General features: G+C 54.4%; 16 protein-coding genes. All 16 read left to right on the forward strand.

Going from position 1 to position 20,551, the window contains the following annotated elements; all coding sequences use genetic code 11:
* The first annotated feature begins 255 nt into the window (after nt 1-255).
* The 16 genes from R2940_03820 to R2940_03895 all read left to right on the forward strand — a co-directional run bounded on the left by R2940_03820 (nt 256) and on the right by R2940_03895 (nt 20,463).
* Nucleotides 256-1,227, forward strand: coding sequence for a class I SAM-dependent methyltransferase (locus tag R2940_03820; GenBank protein ID MEZ4598903.1), 972 nt, complete (start codon nt 256-258; stop codon nt 1,225-1,227).
* An 8-nt stretch (nt 1,228-1,235) separates the two neighbouring features.
* A complete protein-coding gene (locus R2940_03825) occupies nt 1,236-3,827 on the forward strand; it encodes a glycosyltransferase family 1 protein (protein MEZ4598904.1) in 2,592 nt (863 codons plus the stop codon).
* 27 nt (nt 3,828-3,854) lie between these two features.
* Nucleotides 3,855-4,841 carry a glycosyltransferase family 2 protein gene (locus tag R2940_03830; GenBank protein ID MEZ4598905.1) on the forward strand — a complete coding sequence of 329 codons (987 nt, stop codon included), beginning with the start codon at nt 3,855-3,857 and terminating at the stop codon, nt 4,839-4,841.
* A complete protein-coding gene (locus R2940_03835; protein ID MEZ4598906.1) occupies nt 4,838-5,473 on the forward strand; it encodes a class I SAM-dependent methyltransferase in 636 nt (211 codons plus the stop codon). The genes R2940_03830 and R2940_03835 overlap by 4 nt, the downstream gene beginning before the upstream one ends.
* A 7-nt stretch (nt 5,474-5,480) precedes the next feature.
* A complete protein-coding gene (locus R2940_03840; GenBank protein MEZ4598907.1) occupies nt 5,481-6,353 on the forward strand; it encodes a hypothetical protein in 873 nt (290 codons plus the stop codon).
* Nucleotides 6,340-8,607, forward strand: a complete 2,268-nt coding sequence (locus R2940_03845; GenBank protein ID MEZ4598908.1) for a hypothetical protein — start codon at nt 6,340-6,342, stop codon at nt 8,605-8,607. Before R2940_03840 ends, R2940_03845 begins: the two co-directional genes overlap by 14 nt.
* Nucleotides 8,607-9,644 (forward strand): GDP-mannose 4,6-dehydratase, encoded by a 1,038-nt coding sequence (gene gmd / locus R2940_03850; GenBank protein MEZ4598909.1) that lies wholly within the window; start codon nt 8,607-8,609, stop codon nt 9,642-9,644. Before R2940_03845 ends, gmd begins: the two co-directional genes overlap by 1 nt.
* Before the next feature lie 8 nt (nt 9,645-9,652).
* Nucleotides 9,653-10,537, forward strand: coding sequence for a GDP-mannose 4,6-dehydratase (locus R2940_03855; protein MEZ4598910.1), 885 nt, complete (start codon nt 9,653-9,655; stop codon nt 10,535-10,537).
* 21 nt (nt 10,538-10,558) lie between these two features.
* On the forward strand, nt 10,559-11,680 hold the full coding sequence (locus tag R2940_03860) for a glycosyltransferase family 1 protein (protein ID MEZ4598911.1): 1,122 nt from the start codon (nt 10,559-10,561) through the stop codon (nt 11,678-11,680).
* Between the two features lie 143 nt (nt 11,681-11,823).
* A complete protein-coding gene (locus R2940_03865) occupies nt 11,824-14,016 on the forward strand; it encodes a hypothetical protein (GenBank protein ID MEZ4598912.1) in 2,193 nt (730 codons plus the stop codon).
* The gene (locus R2940_03870) at nt 14,013-14,978 is read left to right on the forward strand and encodes a glycosyltransferase family 2 protein (GenBank protein MEZ4598913.1); all 966 of its coding nucleotides are present in this window, start codon (nt 14,013-14,015) and stop codon (nt 14,976-14,978) included. The genes R2940_03865 and R2940_03870 overlap by 4 nt, the downstream gene beginning before the upstream one ends.
* A gap of 34 nt (nt 14,979-15,012) precedes the next feature.
* Nucleotides 15,013-15,801 (forward strand): class I SAM-dependent methyltransferase, encoded by a 789-nt coding sequence (locus tag R2940_03875; GenBank protein ID MEZ4598914.1) that lies wholly within the window; start codon nt 15,013-15,015, stop codon nt 15,799-15,801.
* A complete protein-coding gene (locus R2940_03880; GenBank protein MEZ4598915.1) occupies nt 15,795-17,195 on the forward strand; it encodes a sugar transferase in 1,401 nt (466 codons plus the stop codon). Before R2940_03875 ends, R2940_03880 begins: the two co-directional genes overlap by 7 nt.
* 198 nt (nt 17,196-17,393) lie before the next feature.
* Entirely contained in the window at nt 17,394-18,866 is a 1,473-nt protein-coding gene (gene rfaE1, locus R2940_03885; protein ID MEZ4598916.1) for a D-glycero-beta-D-manno-heptose-7-phosphate kinase, read from the forward strand.
* Nucleotides 18,853-19,455, forward strand: coding sequence for a D-glycero-beta-D-manno-heptose 1,7-bisphosphate 7-phosphatase (gmhB, locus tag R2940_03890; GenBank protein ID MEZ4598917.1), 603 nt, complete (start codon nt 18,853-18,855; stop codon nt 19,453-19,455). The genes rfaE1 and gmhB overlap by 14 nt, the downstream gene beginning before the upstream one ends.
* Nucleotides 19,456-19,584: 129 nt before the next feature.
* The gene (locus R2940_03895; protein MEZ4598918.1) at nt 19,585-20,463 is read left to right on the forward strand and encodes a YicC/YloC family endoribonuclease; all 879 of its coding nucleotides are present in this window, start codon (nt 19,585-19,587) and stop codon (nt 20,461-20,463) included.
* The last annotated feature ends 88 nt before the right edge of the window (nt 20,464-20,551 follow it).

Below are 20,551 nucleotides of genomic sequence, written 5' to 3' on the forward strand. Positions count from 1 at the left end.
ATGTCCGCTGCTCCGGATCGGGACTCATGCATGGATGATGTTTGTTTAGGTTCAGAAGAATCAGGCACAGAGAAAGAATTTTTGATGGACGAGAATTTCTATTTGCGTTTAGAGGACAGGTTTCGAGGTGATCGTTCAACGATAAAGGAGCGAATCAGGGCAGCTTATCTGCCGGTTGTCCAGCCGCTGATGGCTGTTTATCCCCAGGGGCGCATGATCGATCTCGGCTGCGGCCGGGGTGAATGGCTTGAAATCATGGCAGAAAACGGTTGGCTGGTCCAGGGGATCGATATCAGCCGGATAATGGTTGACCAGTGCCGGAAACTCGGGTTGCCGGCCGTGGAAGGAGATGCCATAGGCTATCTGCGGACTCTGGAAGAGAATTCGGTCGCTGTCGTCTCCGGTTTTCATATCGCGGAACATCTTCCGCATGAGGTCCTGTTGACACTTTTCGAAGAGGCCCAAAGGGTTCTGTTGCCGGGCGGAGTTCTCATTCTGGAGACGCCGAACCCTGAAAACATACTCGTGAAGTCCTGTACTTTTTATTTGGACCCTTCACATCGGAAGCCGCTGCCGCCCGAGCTCCTGCAATTCATGGCGGAAGACGTCGGTTTTCTATCGGTTGCGATTATGCGGCTCAATGGGCCTGACCCTCCTGAAGATGATGCCTCGCTGGCATGGCAAGCTCACTGGGCCCTGAACGCGCACCCCGACTATTCTCTGCTGGCACAAAAGTCGTCTGTCCCCGGTGTTTGTCCGGTAAACGACTGTATCGACAGATTGAAACACACCAAAGTAGACAGCCTGACCAGCTTGAACAAAATTCTGGACCGTTTCGAAGGAAAATACCGGACGTTGGAAGAGCGGCACCTTCACCTCGTCATGGAGTACAACGCGATGATGGCGAGTCTCTCCTGGCGAATAACGGCACCCTTACGTTGGGTCAACCTGTGCTTGAGAAGGATTGGGGAACGCCTAAGTCTGAAAAAACTCGAGAAAAAACTCATTCTACATCTGTCCCGTTTCCTGGAGAAACATCCGGGATTGACGCGCACTTTATTGAAACTGATCGATTCTTCACCATTGGCGAAGAAGAGTCTGAAACGGATTGTCCTGAAAGTCGATCGGATGGTGTCCGGTTCTCCTTCCCGCCAGAGTTTTCATGAATTGTCTCCCCATGCCGCGCAAATCTACAGCGACCTCAAGCGGGCCTTAAACAGGGATTAATTCAACAAATGCGAATTGTTCTGGATCTTCAGGCCTGCCAGACATCCAGCCGATTCAGGGGAATCGGGCGCTATTCCCTGTCTCTTGCCAAAGCAGTTGCAAGAAACCCGGGGCCCCATGAGGTCTGGTTGGCGTTGAACGGCTTCCTGGGCGATACGGTCATGCCTCTTAGGCAGGCCTTTGACGGCCTGGTACCGCCTGAAAGGATCCTCGTCTATTCCGTTCCCGGACCGATGGCGGAAAATGAGCCCGCCAACAGGTGGCGGGCGCGTGCGTCCGAACTGGTTCGTGAACAGGCCCTGGCCGATATCGCTCCGGATTTTGTCCATATCGCCAGCCATTTTGAAGGGTGGATTGATGACGCTGTCACTTCCATAGGCGCTCTAGATGCCGGGATGGCAACGGCAGCAACCTTTTATGACCTGATCCCGCTGAAGCACGCGGAGACCCATTTGGGGTCAGCCCCTCATAAGGAGTGGTACTTACGCAAGCTGGACTCGCTGAAAAAGGCCGAGCTTTTCCTCGCCATCTCCGATTATTCGCGTTTCGAGGCGATTTCTACCCTTGAAATACCATCGGACCGGGTCGTCAACATTTCTGCCGGCGTGGACGAAAAATTCAGAAAACTGCAGATCCCGGAAACCGAAAGGAATGAGCTGTTCAGGCGCTACGGCATTTTTCGTCCTTTTCTGCTGTATACCGGGAATCTGGATCCTCATAAAAACCTGCAAGGGGCAATCAAGGCTTTTGCGGCACTGAGCCGGGAGGTAAGGCGAGCTCACCAATTGGTCATTGTCAGCCAGATGGATGGGCGGAATCGGGGGAAACTGCAGAAGCTGGTGAAGTCACTCGGGATGGGCGAATCAGAGGTGATCCTGACCGGATTCGTTCCTGAGTCCGATCTTGTTCGGCTTTACAATCTGTGCAAGGTTTTCGTGTTTCCCTCTCTGTATGAAGGGTTCGGTTTGCCGGCTCTTGAAGCTATGGCTTGTGGAGCCCCCACCATCGGCTCGAACGCAACAAGCATCCCCGAGGTTATCGGGAGAAATGATGCCCTGTTCGATCCGACTTCTACAAAGTCTATGGCCGATGCGATGCAGCAGGTTCTTATGGATGAAGGGTTCAGGGAGTCACTGCGCGTTCATGCCTGTTCGCGAAGCTCCAGATTTTCCTGGGATGCCGTCGCTCAACGTGCCGTCGAGGCGATGGAGGATAAGGCGAAAACCGGTCTTTCATCAAAAAGATACAGTCTGCAGGTAACAGCCGATGCCCGCTATGCGGCCCTGCTGCAAAAAATCCCGCTCTTTTCGAGTGCCCTGCACCCTGCAGATTTTGATTTGAGGTCACTGGCCGCCTCGATCAGTTTGAATGACTGCAGCCAGTCGAAGAGGCAAATTCTGGTCGATGTTTCGGCATTGGCTGTCCGTGATGCCAAAACCGGCATTCAGCGGGTCGTTCGGAGTATTCTGGGGCATCTCCTTGCCGATCCCCCTCCAGGATTCATCATTGAGCCGGTTTATGGCGCTGATTGCGGATTTTACCGCTATGCTCACCGTTTCCTGCGGGGATTTCAGGGGCTTGACCACGATCTCGGCGAAGACTTTCCCGTTGATGCGAGACGCGGAGACATCTTTCTGGGACTTGATCTTTCAGCCCATCTTTTTCCCGTCTTTCGGCCGGTTCTGGAAAATTTCCAACGAGTCGGCGTCAAATCCTGTTTCCTTGTATACGACCTGATTCCGGTTTTGTATCCCCACTGGTTCCCGAAAGGAATGTCGGCAGTTTTCTCCAACTGGTTGGAGGCGGTCAGCGCCCATGCGGATAGTCTGCTCTGCATTTCCGCATCTGTGGCTGACGAGGTTCGCCAGTGGCTCCAACGGAAGCGGGTCGACCGAACTGATCTGAATATCGGCTATTTCCATCTTGGTGCCGATATTGACAACAGTGTCCCTACACGAGGTGTGCCTGACAATGCCGAGAAGGAACTCAAACGGTTAAGCGACTCTCCGACATTTCTTATGGTGGGAACAATCGAACCGCGAAAGAGTCATGCTCAGGTGGTCGCCGCCTTTGAAAAACTCTGGGCTTCGGGTGTGGAGGCCAATCTCGTCATCGTCGGTAAGGCGGGGTGGAATATGGAACCCTTTACCGAAAGTCTGCACGGCCATCCAGAGCGTGGGAAAAGACTGCATTGGATGGAAGGGATAAGTGATGAATACCTGGAAAGGGTCTATCGAATTTCTTCGGCCTTGATCGCCGCTTCGGAGGCGGAGGGTTTTGGTTTGCCCCTTATCGAGGCCGCCCAGCACAAGCTTCCCGTTATTGCCCGTGACATCCCTGTGTTTCGCGAGGTTGCCGGTGAACATGCCTTCTATTTCAATGGACGGTCTCCAGAGGAACTTGCACGAGCACTTAGAGATTGGATGGCATTGGATCAGGTCGATTCGATCCCCCGTTCGGACAGCCTGCCCTGGATGACATGGCGGCAAAGCACTCAGCAGTTGTTGGCATTTCTGTTAGATCCGATAGGGCGTCAGGATAACAAGCAGACGGATCAGGAAGATTATTGTCACCCCGGTGTTTCGAAGGTTGTTTCGTAAAGCGTTTCTGATTGGAAGGGTTTTCCATTGAAGCTGATCATTCAGATACCTTGCTATAACGAGGCCGAAACACTTGCAGTGACCCTTGCTGAGCTTCCGCGCTACGTGCCTGGGTTTGATGCTGTCGAATGGTTGATCATCGACGACGGCAGTCTCGATAATACGGTAGCGGTGGCAAGAGCCAATGGGGTCAATCATGTCATTCGTCATACCCGTAACCAGGGCCTGGCCCGTGCTTTTATGACGGGACTGGATGCCTGCATCCAGTTGGGGGCCGATGTTATCGTCAATACCGATGCCGATAATCAGTACAAAGCCGATGACATTCCCGCTCTTACCCGGCCAATTCTTCAGCAGCGCGCAGAGATTGTAGTGGGCAGCCGCCCGATCCAGGCCATCGATCATTTTTCGCCTGTCAAGAAACTGCTGCAAAAACTGGGTAGCAGGGTGGTCCGTTTCGCCAGCAAAACCGATATTCCTGACGCTCCCAGCGGCTTTCGTGCCATCAGCCGCTCAGCGGCACAACGTCTCATGGTTTTCAACGATTACACCTATACCCTGGAAACAATCATCCAGGCTGGCCAGAAAAATATGGCGATTCTGTCCGTCCCTGTGAGAGTCAATGAGGATTTAAGACCTTCACGCCTGGTCAAAAGCATCCCGTCCTATGTCAAACGCAGTATCGTCACTATTGTTCGCATTTTTGTCGTTTACCGTCCCTTTCGGTTTTTTGGAACGATCGGGTCTGTTCTGTTTTCCTTGGGCTTTGTAATCGGTCTTCGGTTTCTTTGGTACTACTTCAAAGGTGCGGGTAATGGACATGTCCAGTCGCTCATTCTTGCTGCCCTGCTCATGGGTATGGGATTCCAGACCGTTCTGATCGCTTTCATCGCTGACCTGTTGGCGGCAAACCGAAAACTGATAGAAGATATTCGTTTTCGGGTGCGTGCTGAAGAAGATGTCTGTGCAAATGAAAATCCAATGCAGGATCTGCCTGTAAGGGAAAATGCATGAAGGCGGCCAATGGTTTGAAAGAGGATGGTATCGTTGCAGGCAATAACTACAATAAATATGGATCCAGGAATCCTGTTGTAAAAACAATTATGGCAGGATTTTCACATGCCCTTATGCAGTTGGTGGACAAGTCATCACCCAAATCAATTCATGATGTGGGGTGCGGGGAAGGGTTTTGGGTTTTGGAATGGGCCAGGCAGGGGAGAAATGTCCGTGGAACCGATTTTTCCTCGGCTGTCATTGATCTGGCAAAGAAAAATGCAATTGAACATGGATTAGAAGAAATTTTATTTGAAACTCGGAGTATCTATGATCTGGATCCATCCAGGGACAGTGCTGATCTGATTGTATGCATTGAGGTGCTCGAACATTTGCATGATCCGGAAACCGCATTGGAAAGGCTTCAATCTGTTGTCGACAGGCATTTGATTGTCAGTGTGCCTCACGAGCCTGTCTGGCGTCTGTTGAATATTGTCAGAGGAAAATATCTCGACAGCATGGGCAACACGCCCGGACATGTTCAGCATTGGTCCAGAGGCGGTTTCGTGCAGATGATCTCAAAATATTTCGAGGTGGTTGAAGTTAAAAAGCCACTGCCATGGACCATGTTGTTATGCCAATCGCGGGTTTGAAACAGTGATGATAAGCCCTTCCTTCAAAAAAGGCTTCAGTTGGTTGGGCACGGCTCTGGCTTTTACCGGAGTTTTTTTCGTCGGCATCCGTTTGCAGGAATACGGGACGCAAATCGATGTTGCACATTTCAATTCTGCAAAGTGGTTGGTCATTGCTGCCTTCTGCGTGATCTACGGGTTTGCCAATCTTCTGCTCGCCTTGGCCTGGTGGAGTTTGCTGGATTGGTTTGGCCTTAGCGTTTCTCGGGGGTGGGCGATTAAAACCTACGGCATTACGCAGTTGGCAAAATACACCCCCGGCAACATTTTTCACCTGGCCGGCCGGCAAGCCATGGGGATGGCCGCCAATCTGCCCGGATGGCCCTTGGCCAAATCTGCCCTGTGGGAATTGGGTTTGATTGCCTTAGCCGCCGGACTCTTCGGCTTTCTGGCTTTGCCCGGCTTGATTCCTGTTGTGCCCGCAAACTGGGCTCCGCTTGTTTTTACCTGTGCCGTTGGAAGCGTCGCCCTTGCGGTGTGGCGATTTTGGGGTGAACAGGTCGTCAAGGCTTTTGGCCGCTATTGCGGGTTTCTCGCTGTTTCGGGTCTCTTATTCGCGGCTCTGATTGATCTGGTCAATGACAATCCGGACAATCTGCCATTGATCCATATAGCTGGAGCCTATGTCCTGGCCTGGCTGGCCGGTCTGATAACCCCGGGAGCACCTGCCGGTGCCGGGGTGCGGGAATTGGCGTTATTGTTTCTGCTGGATGGAGTTGTCAGCCAGGCGGACCTTCTGCTGGCGGTGCTGTTGAGCCGGGCGATTACTGTAACGGGTGATCTTGGATTTTTCGGTTTGGCGTCCTTGTGGAAACGGAAGGTTTCCGGTGAACTGTCTTGAAAACATGAAAAAGTCCTGGAGACTCGCGCTGACTTTTACGTCTGTGCTGGCCTTTGTGACGGTGCTGCATGGTGCGGTGCCCTTTCTTTCCGTCCCCGCTTTGGGCCAGGCTGTTTGGACCACAGGTTTTTCCCAGTCTTTCATAAATCAATCCCTGTTCAGTATCCATGCAACCAATTTTGGAGCACCTCAACCGGCCCCTATTGCTTTCGGGCTGGCCGGAGCTTATCCGGCCGGGTTGTTTATTGCTGCCGGCATGCACCCCGTGGACGCTTACTCGACCACCTTTTTTCTTTGGCTCGCTTTGGCCTTCTGGGGAGCCTGGCGTCTCGGAATTTTTATGGGACTACGCCCGGCTTTTTCGCTGTTGCCCGCGGCATTATGGATGAGCATGCCCGTGTTTTGGGCTCATTCAAGGTACTCGATGTTATCCCTGGGAATTGGCCTTCTTCCTTTTTATTTTTTGTCCTTCGCTTATGTTCTGTATGGCAAGGCCAGGACTATTAGGGCCAGAGTTTTCATAGCTGCGCTCTTTGTTGCCGCATGCCAGATAGCCGTTTTCATGGATGGTTATTCCTTCATGATGTTTTTGAGCGCGTCCTTCATTCTGGCTTGCTGGGTCTTCTGGCGTTGTCCGGACTTGCGCCGTCGAATGCTTTTCTATTCTCTCCCGGTGCTTTTGCTTGGTTTCGGGCTGGCGTACCAGATGTATACGGCCTACATCGGAACATCTCAATTCGAGCCTGTTCCATTGGATTTTTTTCGAGGATATGGAGTCGATGTTACCTTTTGGGCCATTCCAACCCGCGGTGTGCATTGGCTTTGGGATACCTTGGGTCTGAGTCTGAAACGCTCTCCCGCAGATTATTTTGGTGATGCCTCTGTCTGGATGACCACTTTCTCGCTTCCGCTAATTGTTGTCGGCTTGGCTGGATGGTTGTTTATCAGAAAAAAAAATGCTTTGGCTACCGGCTTTCTGATAGTTGCACTGGCAGGATTTTACCTGGCCCTGGGCCCCTCCCTGAAAATTAACTCCACAAGACCGTCCGAAGTGGTTTTAGCTGGGCATCTGACGCCACTCATGTCCTCCGAATATGCCCTTGGCCCCACGGGGAACGGCTGGATATCCGAAACCCTCCCTGGCTTCAAAAACATGCGCGCCGCCTATCGATGGAGCGCTTTGGGGGTATTCGGTCTCTGGGCACTTGTTGTTCTGATGCTGACGGGTTTGCAGGGGCGAGCCATTGTGTGGATGGGTTCACTTCTCCTCGTCCTGATTCTCTCCAATCTGCCGAATATGATCAAGAAATTTCAGCAGGATATGTCTTATCGATACCAGTTTATTCAACTCGATAAAAATCTGGTTGCCGATTTCCAAAATTTGATCAAAGAAAATGAAATGGTTGCTTTTCTGCCTTATAGAAATGACTTTTTAGTAAACTATTTAGCATCAAAAGCGAAAATCAGGACATATAATATTGGTGGAGATAAGAATATTTCTGCAGCCAGGAAAAACTGGCCATACACCATGCGGTCTTTTCGCGAAAATTATATAGATAACAAATTTGTCGAAAACATTCTATTTCTTCTTGCAAGACAGGAAGCAGAAATAGTAGTCATTCCATATATAAATACAATTATTTATGAAAAAGCCTGGCCGGTGTCATTGATTCACATGGAAAAAATCGAAAATGTCATTGATGAACTGAAAAAGACAGGATTAGTCGAAGTAAGAAAATCAAAATTTTTTGCCTCAGTAAAAGTAAAAAAGGATTTTCTAGGTCTCGTTGCAGCACGACAAATGGAACAACATTTAATTAATGAGGGATTCTCGGACGCATATTTTCTCAGCGTCAACAATTTTTCCCCTGACAAAATCTTCAACCAGGTTGGGGAAGTTAAAAACGGCAGGCTGTATTCCGACGGTCGCCAGGGATTTTTACACTTTGGTCCCTACAAAACCATGCCCGCCGGAAAATATCACTTTGTGGTCAGGGGTGAGGCGACCCAGGCCGACCACGCTTGGGCTGATGTCGTATCCGGCCGGGGGTCCGTGATTCATGGCAAATATAAACTGCTGAAGGTCGGTACGACGGAAAGAAATGTCCTTGTAGAAGAAACTCTGTCTCTCTCCCAGTCTGTCGAAGATCTTGAGGTACGGGTCTACGTTGCGCCTGAAGACCGAATTCGGATCGACAGTTTTGATCTGAAGCCTGTTTTTGGAAAAACAGAAATCAAGGAGGATGTTCCCTGATGTCCAAAAAAGCGTTCATTACCGGCATCACCGGTCAGGACGGTGCCTATCTGGCCGAACTGCTGTTGGAAAAGGGCTATGAAGTCTACGGCACCTACCGTCGCACCAGTTCCGTCAACTTCTGGCGTATCGAGGAACTGGGCATTTCAGGTCATCCCGACCTGCATTTGCTCGAGTTCGACATAACGGACAAATCCACCAGCACCCGTCTGATTGAAAAAGTGCATCCTGCCGAGGTCTACAATCTGGCCGCCCAAAGCTTTGTCGGTGTTTCCTTTGAGCAACCTCTGGCTACGGCCAAGATTACCGGCCTGGGAGCCGTCCATCTGCTCGAGGCGATCCGTATTGTCGATACGAAAATCCGGTTTTACCAGGCATCGACTTCGGAACTTTACGGCAAGGTGCAGGAGATTCCCCAGACAGAAAAAACCCCCTTTTATCCCCGCAGCCCTTACGGTGTGGCCAAGCTTTACGCCCACTGGATGACCATCAACTATCGCGAAGCCTACGACATCTTCGGTTGTTGCGGTATCCTTTTCAATCACGAGTCACCCTTGCGCGGCCGGGAATTCGTGACGCGCAAAATCACGGACAGTATCGCCAAAATCAAACTGGGCAAACTTGACATTCTCGAACTGGGCAATTTAAATGCGAAGCGGGACTGGGGTTACGCCAAGGACTATGTCGAAGGCATGTGGCGCATGCTCCAGGCTGAAAAACCGGATACCTACGTTCTGGCGACCAGCCGCTCCGAAACGGTCCGCGATTTTGTCGCCATGACCTGCAAGGCCGCCGGGATACGGGTGAGGTTCGAAGGGGAAGGGGAGAAGGAAAAGGGTATCGATGAGGCCACCGGCAAAACCATCGTGGCCGTCAATCCCAAATTTTATCGACCCGCCGAGGTCGACCTGTTAATGGGGAACCCGGCCAAAGCCAAGGCCGAACTTGGCTGGGAGGCGAAAACCACCCTGGAAGAGCTCTGCCTGATGATGGTTGAGGCCGATCTGCGACGCAACCGGGCCGGGTTTTCCTTTTAGGACAGAAAATGAAAACAGTATTGGTGACAGGGGCTGCCGGTTTTACCGGCCGCTTTATGACAGCGGCACTTGAGCAGAAAAATTACCATGTGATCGGGCTGGTACACAGTACGAAAGGACCGGGACAAGGCTTACCCTGCGATCTGACGGATGCGGTGGCGGTCGCCGAGGCGATGCGCGAAATAAAGCCTGACTATGTTGTCCATCTGGCGGCGCTGTCCTTTGTGGGACACCGCGACAGCGAGGCGTTCTACCGTGTCAATCTGTTCGGGACGCTGCATCTGCTCGAGGCCCTGGCGGCGCTGCCGGTCCCGCCGCGCAAGGTGCTGGTGGCCAGCAGTGCGAACGTCTACGGCACGCCGGCCGTGGAGGTGATCGATGAGTCGGTCTGTCCCGCCCCGGTCAATCATTACGCCAACAGTAAACTGGCCATGGAGCACATGGTCAGGACCTGGTTCGACAGGCTCCCCATCCTGATCACCCGTCCCTTCAATTATACCGGTCCCGGCCAGGCGCCCGTCTTTCTGGTGCCGAAGATTGTCGAACACTTCCGGCGCCGATCTCCGACAATCGAATTGGGGAACCTTGACGTAAGCCGCGATTTCTCCGACGTGCGAGATGTCGTGGCCGCCTATGCCGCCCTGCTCGAAACCGATGCGGTTTCCGAAACTGTCAACATATGCCGAGGTGAGGCAACGCCTCTGCGGGGGATCATAGACATCATGAACCGTCTGGCGGGGTATGAAATCGAGGTCAAAGTCAATCCGGCTTTTGTTCGCTCCAAGGAAATATCGAGATTGCAGGGAGACAATACCAGGCTGAAGCGTCTGGTCGGTACTGTTCCCTCCATACCTATCCAGGAGACACTGCAATGGATGCTGGACGCATCCTGAAAGGTATTCTCAGGCATCACCATGCGTATCGGATTGTCAACAACTACAATTGAGCCGGCAGTCAACGGAGGTCACCTTGACGGCATCGGAGTCTATACCACTCGCCTCGGTGAAGGTTTCTCGGGCCGCGGACATCTGGTGGAAGGGAGATCCTTTCCCAGCCTGTTGCAACCGGCTCTCAAAAACCATTTTGTCAAGGGACGGCCGTTCCCATACCCCTTTCAGGTCATGTCCGCGGTCGCTCTGCTGAGCGGTGGATGTTTCCGTTCGGCCCCTGATGTGGACGTTTTTCACGTGACCGATTACCGGGTTTTGCCGATGCGGTGCCCCCTTGTGGCCACCCTGCACGATGCCATTCCCCTGCGGCACCCGGAAATGGCCAATGCCCGGTTGCGAGGGCTCAAGAATTTCGTCCAGAAGTCGATGGCCCGATTCGCGGACCATGTGATCACGCTTTCCCAGTACACCGTTCCGGATCTCATGGAGTTTTACCGCATTCCCGAATCGCGGATTTCCGTGGTTCCCTGCGGGGTCGACAGCAAGTGGCTGGAACCTGTCGATGCCGAGGCAAAAAAAACGGTTCTGAAAAGGCGTCAACTGGAACCCGGCTATTTCCTGTTCGTCGGAACTTTTCAACCGAGAAAAAATATCGAGCGGATTCTCGCAGCCTATGGCCGTTTGCCGGCAAACCTCCGCAAGCACCGCAAACTCGTGCTGGTCGGCAGGGGAGGATGGGGGTGCGAGGCGCTGATTGAAAGCATCCGGGGATCAGCCCGAAATGGGCAGGTGGTCTGGCTGAATGACGTCAACAGTATGGAGGAACTCAGATTTTTATACAGCGGGGCAGGAATCTTCCTGTTCCCCTCTCTGTATGAAGGTTACGGCATCCCGGTGCTCGAGGCCTTCGCGAGCGCGGTTCCCGTGATAACCTCCAATACGACCTCGCTTCCGGAGGTTTCGGGAGGCGCGGCGGTGGAAATCAACCCGGAATCCCTTGACGATCTCGTTTCGGCCATGGCCTGGCTGGCCACGGATGAGGCCGAGCGGTCAAGACGCATTGCCGCCGGGGTCCGCCGAGCCAGGGGGCTGACCTGGAACCATACGGTGGAGGGCACGCTGAAGGTCTATCAAAAGCTTCTTTAAGTCAGCGAGGCCAGTCCCGGAAAACTGATCCGGTCCGAGCGGTTTGGGAATTAGAGTCAAGTCCTGCAGATGTTCTGGCATACCCGTTGTCGCGTCAAAAGGATTTGTGCCGAATGAAGAAGCCCCGACCATGGAAATGTTCCTTGACCTTCGCAGTATGGGCCGCTCTGGCAGCCAGCGTTGCCATGCTGGCTTTTGCCAAAGCGAAGGCTCCGCAGGAGAGGGTGATCTTTTCGGATCTGGCCACGCATGTCATGATCGCGTCCAGCATCTGGAACGATTTCGATCTGGACTATACCCTGCAGGATCTGGCCCGTTTCCGCTCCGATTTCCCTGCCGAGTCCGGCCCCCGGGGCTTATTCCTGAAAAAACAGGCTTCCGGGGAACTGGTTCTCGCAAAGCCCTATCTCTACGGTGCCGCCGCCTCCGTTTTTTATGGGGTCTTTGGTGTCAATGGTTTCATCGTACTGAATGCGGTCTGCCTGTTTCTGATCGGTTCGATATCCGCCCTTACCCTGTCCGGTATACTGGACGAGAGATGGGCCCTTGTTGTTTCGCTGGGCTTCGTACTGCCGGGTCCATTCACCGCATGGGTGTCGATCCCCCATCCCGATCTTTTTATCGCTGCGTTGCTGGCCGTTTCGGTCATCCTGTTGCTGAGGGAAACAGGATCTTTTGGGATGAGCCTGCTGGCTGCGCTGATGTTTGCGGCAGCCGTGCACGAGAAGCCGAGCTTCCTAGTTTTGCTGCCGTTCATTCTGCTTGCAGTCCCTGCTCGCCGGGGCCTCCGCGAAAGGGCGATCATCCTTGGCGTCGGCGTGATTGCCCTGATGGCCTTCAGTGCTCCGAATCTTGTCGGTGACGGATCCCTCTTTGCCTATCAAGGGGCCCGGTTCAACGTAAGGGGTGCCCCTTTTCCCCTTGAGAAGGGCTGGGCTCTGCCGGATACGGTCGGCTTTTCGGGTCATGTCTTCGACCCTCTGTCGGTCGGCAGGTCCCTGCTGGCCAATCTCGCACTCCTTCCAGGCAAATTCTTCGATTTCCTGTTTGGCCGTCAAACCGGGATATTGGTCTATTTTCCGGTGGCCCTCGCCCTGCTGGCGATGCGCCTTTTCTCCGGGCGTGGCGCCGGGTTTTGGCTGATAGCGGGCTTTTTCACCTACCTTGGCATCAATTGGCTTGTTTTCCCCATCAATGGGTACGGCGGGTCCGGCAGCTATGGGCCGCGTTACATGATGCAGGCTTTGCCTCTGGTTCCGCTGGCGTTCTACGGACACCGGCGGCCTGTGCAATTCATCTCCGGTCTTGCCGGCAAATGTCTCTTTTCAGGGGCAATCATTCTGGCGCTGGCATTACATGGGCGGGTCCCCTTTGCCGGAGAGGATATGGTCCGCCTTCACACCCGCTGGTTCCTGGAGCCTCCTCTGCGTGTCTTCCCCATCGAGACGTGGCTTTTGCCCTATACAGCCAGCCCATATCCGCCTCCGATCACGGAAAAATCGGATTCCTCCGACGACATTCTGTTCCATCTGGCTCAACTTGAATCCGGCTCGGGTTTCGGCCTGTTTCGGAAGGCCGGGGTGCCCAGAAAGATCCTTTTTCAATCCGGAGCGGTTCGTCCGGTCCAGGATCTGGAACTGATCAGCAGCAGCGACGCAACCGTGCTTGTCAAGCACGGGAAAACCGTTCTTTGGCAAGGTTCTCTGTTGGGCTGGCAGCCGACCCGCCTGTCTCTCGAAGCCTTGCCGGCGGATGGGGAAGCCTACGATCTGTTGAGCGGACAACCGTGGAGATGGGCCTCAATCGAACTGCATGCCACGGAAAAAGACACAGGCTTGCCGGCCCAGCCAGGCCGACAGACGCTGCGATTCGCCCGCGAGTATGCGCGTTTCGAGCATTATGACCGTCTTATCCCGACGGCTGAGCTGCCCCAGGCGGGGGTACTGCTTCATGCAGGCTGGAGCCGCATGGAACCCTGGGGGGTATGGAGTGCCGACAAAAATGCAGATCTGTTGCTGTATTTTGGAGAGGACGCAAAAACCTACGAACTCACCCTTCGCATGCATGGCTATTGCCCACCCGAAGACCCGATTCGAAAGTTACGAATCACTGCAAATGGGCGTTTTCTCGCCAGGATGGATCTTGAAGCCAGCAACGGACCATGTAACCACCCGTTTCGGTTCGACACCCGCCCGGGTGAAAAGTTTCTTCAGATCGGATTTGAAATCGACAACCCGGTTTCACCCGCCGAACTGGGACACAGTGCTGATGCGCGCCATCTGGGGGTTGGATTATCCGGATTGTCCATCAGAAGAATCGAGGAGCCGATGCGATGAATACCCTTTTGAGTTTCATCATTCCGGTCAAGGACGAAGAAGACAGCCTGGCCGAACTGGCGGACAGGATCGTGCAGACTGTTTTGACCTCCTGTCCGGATCACGGGTTCGAACTCGTCTTCGTGGACGATGGCAGTACAGATCGAAGCTGGGCGGTCATTCGAACGATTTCCCAAAGCTATCCAGGATGCGTGCAAGCCTTCCGGTTTCGAAGAAATCTCGGCAAGGCGCTTGCCTTACAGGCCGGGTTCCAATGCTGCCGCGGTGACATCGTTTTCACCATGGATGCCGACCTGCAGGATGATCCTAAAGAAATCCCGCGATTCATGGCCAAGCTGAACGATGGCTACGATCTGGTTTCTGGATGGAAGAAGACCCGCAACGATCCGCTGTCCAAAACTCTTCCGTCCCGATTGTTCAACAGTGTAACGGCAAAAGTCACCGGAGTGCGTCTCAAGGACTTCAATTGCGGATTCAAATGCTACCGCAGGGAGGTGGTCGAGAACCTCTTTCTGTACGGCGAACTGCACCGGTATATTCCGGTACTGGCCGCCGATCTTGGCTACAGGGTCGGCGAGATCTCTGTGGAACATCATCCTCGCTTATACGGCCGTTCCAAGTATGGCTGGGAGCGCTATGCGCGCGGGTTTATCGATCTGGTCACCGTTATGGCGACGACCCGCTGGGTCAATAAGCCCGGGCATCTGTTCGGTGGGGCCGGGCTGGTGCTGGGCGTAGTCGGAGGTGTGTCGCTCAGTTATCTTCTGGTGCTTTGGCTGCTGGGAGAGAGACCGATCGGAAGCAGACCCCTGCTCACCTTCGGAGTGCTCACCACGATCGCTTCGCTGCAGATGATTTCGCTGGGAATCGTGACCGAGTTCTTTATCAAACAGCAAGGCAGGGATTGCCTGGAAAAGTATGTTTCCGAGCAGCTGTCGTCAGACCAGGACGAGGCGGCCTGAATCGAAAAGAACATTTTGGGGGCGCGGTGGAAGGATGAACCGTGAATCGTACCTTCTGTATGCCGATGAGATCTCGTCCTGGCTTCATGCCGGGCGCAGGAAGTTGATCTCCCGGGTCTTGTCCTGGCATCTTCCGGCCGGTCCTGCTTCTGAACGGGAAATTCTCGAGGTAGGAGCCGGTGCCGGACAGAATGTCGACGTCCTGCGTAATTTCGGAACGGTCGACGTGATGGAAATCAACCCCGCCGGCCTCGAACGACTGCGTGCGGCGGAAGGGATCCGAACGGTCTTCGATTCCGGTATTCCAGAGGATTTGCCGGGCAGGTGGGATGTGATATGCGCCTGCGACGTTATCGAACATATAGAGGACGACGCGGCAGCCGTTCGCTGGATCTTTGATAGACTGAAGCCCGGAGGACTTTTTTTCGCAACAGTGCCCGCCTTTCCATGGCTGATGTCAGACCATGATCGCGCCCTGGGCCATTTCCGGCGTTACGATGCGGCCACCTTCGATCTTCTGCTGCCAAGGCACGCAATTCGTCTCTCCGGGAGTTACTTCAACAGCTATCTGTTTCCTTTGGGGGTCCTGTCCAGAGCCATCTGGCAGTTTTCCAATCACTGGAGAAACGCCTCCGCTCACCAGAAGCAGAGGATTCCGACGGGCGCTTTGACTGAACCCCTGTTCCGGTCGATCCTTCTGCGCGACGTGCAGGCGTTGACTCCCTCGAGTCGAAGAAAATGGGGCATGTCCTATTACCTATGCGCTGTTAATGGCTGCGCGGCGCCGGATGCGAACAGAATCTGGAACAGTTTTCCATGCTGAAACAACAGGCAAGTCTCTTCAACAAGCTCTCGATGTGGACCGATGCTTGTGTCATCTGTGTTTCACTGGTGCTGGCCTATGAAATCAGGAAACTGTTTCAGGGACAGCTTCTGCCGCTTTATTATTATCTCTGGATCCTGGTGGCCGTCCTCCCCCTTTGGCTTCATCTGTTCAAACGCAAGGGGTTCTATGCATCGATCCGGCGCTGGTCGGTTTTCGATATTTTCACCCGGCTGGTGAATGTCCATCTTTTCGGCAGCCTGCTGACCTCGTCCCTCATCTATTTCGTGGATCGTCTTCGATACAGCCGCGGCCTCCATCTGTCTTTTCTGGCGGTCTCCTTCCTGCTGCTTTTTCTGGAGAAGGTTGGCATTCGCCTGGCTCTGGGGTATTACAGGAAAAAAGGGTTCAATACCCGCAATATTCTGATCGTAGGTACTCAGGAGAAGGCCCGCAAGTTTCATAATGTCATCCAGGACCATGCGGACTGGGGGCTGGCCGTCATCGGATTTGTACAGGCGGATGAAACCGTTGCCCTTGAAATCGAGGGCCATAAGGTTTTGGGCAAACTTCCCGAACTGCTGGAGATCTGTAAAGCCCATTCCGTCGACGAGGTGGTGTTCTGCATCCCCAAAGTGCTGATCGTCGGTGTGGAGGATTTCTTGCTCGATCTCCAGGCCATGGGGATGACCGTGCGGATGGCGCTGGACTTTTACGATTCGCCCAAGTGCAAGACCGGTATCGATTTTTTCAACGGTTCATTTCCGGTGCTGACCTTTCACACCAAATCCCTGGATGCCCAGCAACTGCTGATCAAGAGAATCATCGATATCATGGGCTCTCTGTGCGGATTGACGGTCCTGGCCGTTCTTTTCCCTTTCGTCGCTCTGGCGATCAAGCTCGACTCGGCAGGGCCGATCTTTTTCGGGCAGGAGAGAGTTGGCGAGAGCGGTCGCATATTCAAGTGCTGGAAGCTTCGTTCCATGTATGCAGACGCCGAGGAGCGAAAAAAGGAACTGATGGGACAAAATGAAATGAACGGGGCCATCTTCAAGATCAGGAACGATCCGCGCGTGACCAGGGTCGGCAGGTTCCTGAGAAAAACCAGCATCGACGAACTGCCCCAATTCTGGAACGTGTTGAAAGGGGACATGAGCCTGGTCGGCACACGGCCGCCCACACCCGAGGAGGTGTCCCACTATGAAAACTGGCACCGCAGGAGGATCAGCATCAAGCCGGGGATCACCGGCATGTGGCAGGTCAGCGGCCGCAACCGGATCGAGGATTTCGACGAAATTGTTCGGCTGGATCTCTGCTATATCGACAAATGGACGATCTGGCTGGATATTCGTATTCTGATCAAAACGGCCAGGGCGGTGCTGGCCGGGTCCTGAAGTTATGGAATTGCCCCCTTCTGAAAAAACCCAACATCAGTCCAAGGCCCCTCCTTCAGCGGAATTTCTTGCATAAATTCGCTATTTATGGTACCGGAATGACGCGTTTGTTGATTCTTGTCAGTGTCCGGCTTCCCGTTTGAATCCCGTGAGGAGATTTCATCGAGGAAGTCGTCAATTTATTGGATCAGGGCGATCATGACTCGTTCAGAAGTGGAAAACTTTCTAAGTCATCTGGGGTCGATTCGGGCGCTGGTGATCGGCGATCTGATGCTTGATGAATACCTGTGGGGCAAGACCGAGCGGATCAGCCCCGAAGCACCGGTCCAGGTAGTGGACATTACCCGGGAAGACCTGCGCCTGGGAGGTGCGGGCAACGTCATCAACAATCTCGTCGCTCTTGGCTGCCAGGTTCATGTCGCCAGCGTGCTGGGCGAAGGCCGGGACGGTGAGCTGCTGCGGGAGATGCTGAACGGCATAGGGGTCGATACGACCGGGCTGCTTTGGGATGCGGGGCGTGTCACCAGCCGCAAAACCCGCATCCTGGCCAGTCATCAGCAGATGATGCGCATCGACCGGGAGAGCCGGGTTCCTATCAACACCGATCAGGAAGCGGAGTTGACAAACTGGATCCGCGAGCATGCTGGAGAGTTCGACGTCATCCTGATCTCCGACTACCTGAAGGGGGTGCTGACCGAGGGGCTGCTGCAGTCCGTCATCGCCATCGGCAAAAAGAGGAGCATCCCAGTCGTCATCGATCCCAAGGGTACAGATTACAACAAATATCGGGGAGCGACACTCCTGACCCCCAACCGCAAGGAAACGGAAGTGGCTTCCAGGGTGGCGATAACCGACGAGGAAAGCCTGCGGTTGGCCGGCCGCACGCTGCTTCATAGCCTGGATCTGGAAACACTGGTCGTGACCCGCAGCGAGGAGGGGATCAGCATCTTTTTCAGGGACGGCAAGGAGATGCATCTGCCCACCGAGGCGCGGGAGGTCTTCGATGTGACCGGCGCGGGCGATACGGTGCTTTCCCTGATCGGGGTTGGTCTGGCCAGCGGTTTGTCCATCGAAAATGCGGCCCGCATGGCGAACCTGGCTGCCGGCATTGCGGTCAGCAAGCTCGGCACTTCGACCGTAACGGTCGAGGAGATCCGCGAGGTTTTTGCCCATCAGTATTCCGACGGGGACGCCAAGATCAAGCGGCGGGATGCCCTGGCACGCATCCTCGAAACCGAGCGCCAGCGCGGCAAAACCATCGTTTTTACCAATGGCTGCTTCGATCTGCTGCATGTCGGACATGTCAAGTATCTGCAGAAGGCCCGCCTCCTGGGCGATCTGCTGGTGCTGGGACTGAATTCGGACGATTCCATCCGGCGGCTCAAGGGGCCCAATCGCCCTCTGATCAGCGAGGACGAAAGGGCGCATATTCTCAGCGCCCTGACCTGCGTCGACTACCTGGTGGTTTTCGACGAGGACACGCCTCTGGACCTGATCCGCCTGCTGCAGCCGCATATCCTGGTCAAGGGAGGGGACTACACCCCCGACACGGTGGTGGGCAGGGATCTGGTGGAAAGCTACGGCGGACGGGTGGCCCTGATCGATCTGGTGGATGGCCGCTCCACCACCAACATCATCGAGCGGATTCTTGACCGATATGAGCAAGGGTGAAACGGGCGAACCCGAAAGCGGAAAAAAGGCACGTGCGGTTTTTCTGGACCGGGACGGAACCCTCAACGTCGAGAAACATTATCTGCACCGGTTGGAGGATTTCGAATTCATCCCGGGGGCGGTCGAGGGGGTCAGTCGCCTCAAGCAGAAGGGCTTCCTGGTGTTTGTCGTCACCAACCAGTCAGGAGTCGCCCGGGGCTATTTCGGGCTCGACGACGTCGAACGGCTGCATCGCCATGTCGCTGCCCGTTTTGAAGAAAGCGGAATCCTGATAGACGGCTTCTACGTCTGTCCTCACCATCCAACAGAAGGGGATGGGGACTACGGAGTCGAATGCAACTGCCGCAAGGGTCAACCAGGTCTGTTGTTGAAGGCTGCCGAAGAGCATTCGGTCGATCTGAGCCGGTCCTTCATGATTGGCGACAAGGAAGCCGACATCGAGGCTGGGGAACGGGCGGGATGTACTTCCCTGCTGGTGTTGACCGGCTATGGCAGGGCCACCGCCGCAAAGATATCTCCCGGCCGGGCCCGGCAGTTTTCCGACCTGGCGGCAGCGGCGGATTGGATTCTTGAAACCGGTTGCTCGTAGCTGGTTGCTGCTGGCTCGTTGAAAGGCGATTTTTTTGAATCGGGACCAGCGGCTGCTGCCGGATGGGAATTACCATAACCACGAGCCACCAGCAACGAGCAACCAGCAACGACACAAAGGTTTAAATCAATGATCAAAAGCATGACTGGGTTCGGCAAAGGGCAGGCTTCGGCCGGCAATGTCAACCTCACAGTGGAAGTGAAATCGGTCAATCACCGTTACGGGGATATCACCATCAAATTGCCCCGTTCTCTGATGGCGGCAGAAGGGGAGATCCGCAAGCGGGTGGGCGAGAGACTCAAGCGCGGGCGCATCGACGTCTATGTCAATTTGGACCAGGGCGCATCCGGCGGGAAAGTTCCCGTTCTCGACGGTACCCTGGCCGAAAATTATCTGCGTCTTTTTTCCCGTATGCAGGAGGAATATGGTCTTCAGGGCGGCATCACGCTTGCTTTGCTGGCCTCCCAAAAGGATGTGATCAGCCTGCAGGAGCTGGATCCCGACACGGAGGAGGTATGGGCAAGCCTCGACACGGCGCTCGACCTGGCTGTTGATGCCGTGGAAAAAATGCGTCGAACCGAGGGGGAAGCCACCGGTCGCGACATCGTTGCCCGGCTGGAGCTGCTGGAGGACCTGCTGAACGGTATCGAACAGCGGGCGCCCCTCATCCCCAGGGAATGGCAGGGGAAACTCAAGGAGCGGTTGCAGAAGCTGGAAAACGGATTTGAAATCGATCCCCAGCGTATTGCCCAGGAGATTGCCCTGTTTGCCGATCGATGCGACATCAGCGAAGAAATTTCCCGATTCAAAAGCCATATGGAGCAGTTTCGGGCACTGCTGACCGCTCTTGAACCGGTCGGCCGGCAGCTGGATTTTCTCGTGCAGGAACTGAACCGGGAAGCCAACACCATGGGCTCCAAATCGAATGACGTGGAATTGACCCGCCATGTGGTCGCCGTCAAGGCCGAACTGGAAAAGATCCGCGAGCAGGTGCAGAATGTTGAGTGATGATGGCGAGGGCGGAAGGCAAGAGGGGTGAGGGGTGAGAGTGGAGTGAATTCTTCAGCTCGACCCTTGACCTGTTACGATTGACGTA

It is taken from the genome of Syntrophotaleaceae bacterium, assembly GCA_041390365.1.
In the GTDB taxonomy this organism is placed as follows: Bacteria; Desulfobacterota; Desulfuromonadia; order Desulfuromonadales; family Syntrophotaleaceae; genus JAWKQB01.

Bases quoted from the DNA above. Each gene is read 5' to 3' on its own strand.
- gmd (MEZ4598909.1), top strand. From the start codon at position 8,607: ATGTCCAAAAAAGCGTTCATTACCGGCATCACCGGTCAGGACGGTGCC.
- R2940_03880 (MEZ4598915.1), top strand. From the start codon at position 15,795: ATGCTGAAACAACAGGCAAGTCTCTTCAACAAGCTCTCGATGTGGACC.
- R2940_03820 (MEZ4598903.1), top strand. From the start codon at position 256: ATGGCAGAAAACGGTTGGCTGGTCCAGGGGATCGATATCAGCCGGATA.
- rfaE1 (MEZ4598916.1), top strand. From the start codon at position 17,394: ATGACTCGTTCAGAAGTGGAAAACTTTCTAAGTCATCTGGGGTCGATT.
- R2940_03895 (MEZ4598918.1), top strand. From the start codon at position 19,585: ATGATCAAAAGCATGACTGGGTTCGGCAAAGGGCAGGCTTCGGCCGGC.
- R2940_03860 (MEZ4598911.1), top strand. From the start codon at position 10,559: ATGCGTATCGGATTGTCAACAACTACAATTGAGCCGGCAGTCAACGGA.
- R2940_03840 (MEZ4598907.1), top strand. From the start codon at position 5,481: ATGATAAGCCCTTCCTTCAAAAAAGGCTTCAGTTGGTTGGGCACGGCT.
- R2940_03855 (MEZ4598910.1), top strand. From the start codon at position 9,653: ATGAAAACAGTATTGGTGACAGGGGCTGCCGGTTTTACCGGCCGCTTT.
- R2940_03870 (MEZ4598913.1), top strand. From the start codon at position 14,013: ATGAATACCCTTTTGAGTTTCATCATTCCGGTCAAGGACGAAGAAGAC.
- gmhB (MEZ4598917.1), top strand. From the start codon at position 18,853: ATGAGCAAGGGTGAAACGGGCGAACCCGAAAGCGGAAAAAAGGCACGT.
- R2940_03835 (MEZ4598906.1), top strand. From the start codon at position 4,838: ATGAAGGCGGCCAATGGTTTGAAAGAGGATGGTATCGTTGCAGGCAAT.
- R2940_03825 (MEZ4598904.1), top strand. From the start codon at position 1,236: ATGCGAATTGTTCTGGATCTTCAGGCCTGCCAGACATCCAGCCGATTC.
- R2940_03875 (MEZ4598914.1), top strand. From the start codon at position 15,013: ATGAACCGTGAATCGTACCTTCTGTATGCCGATGAGATCTCGTCCTGG.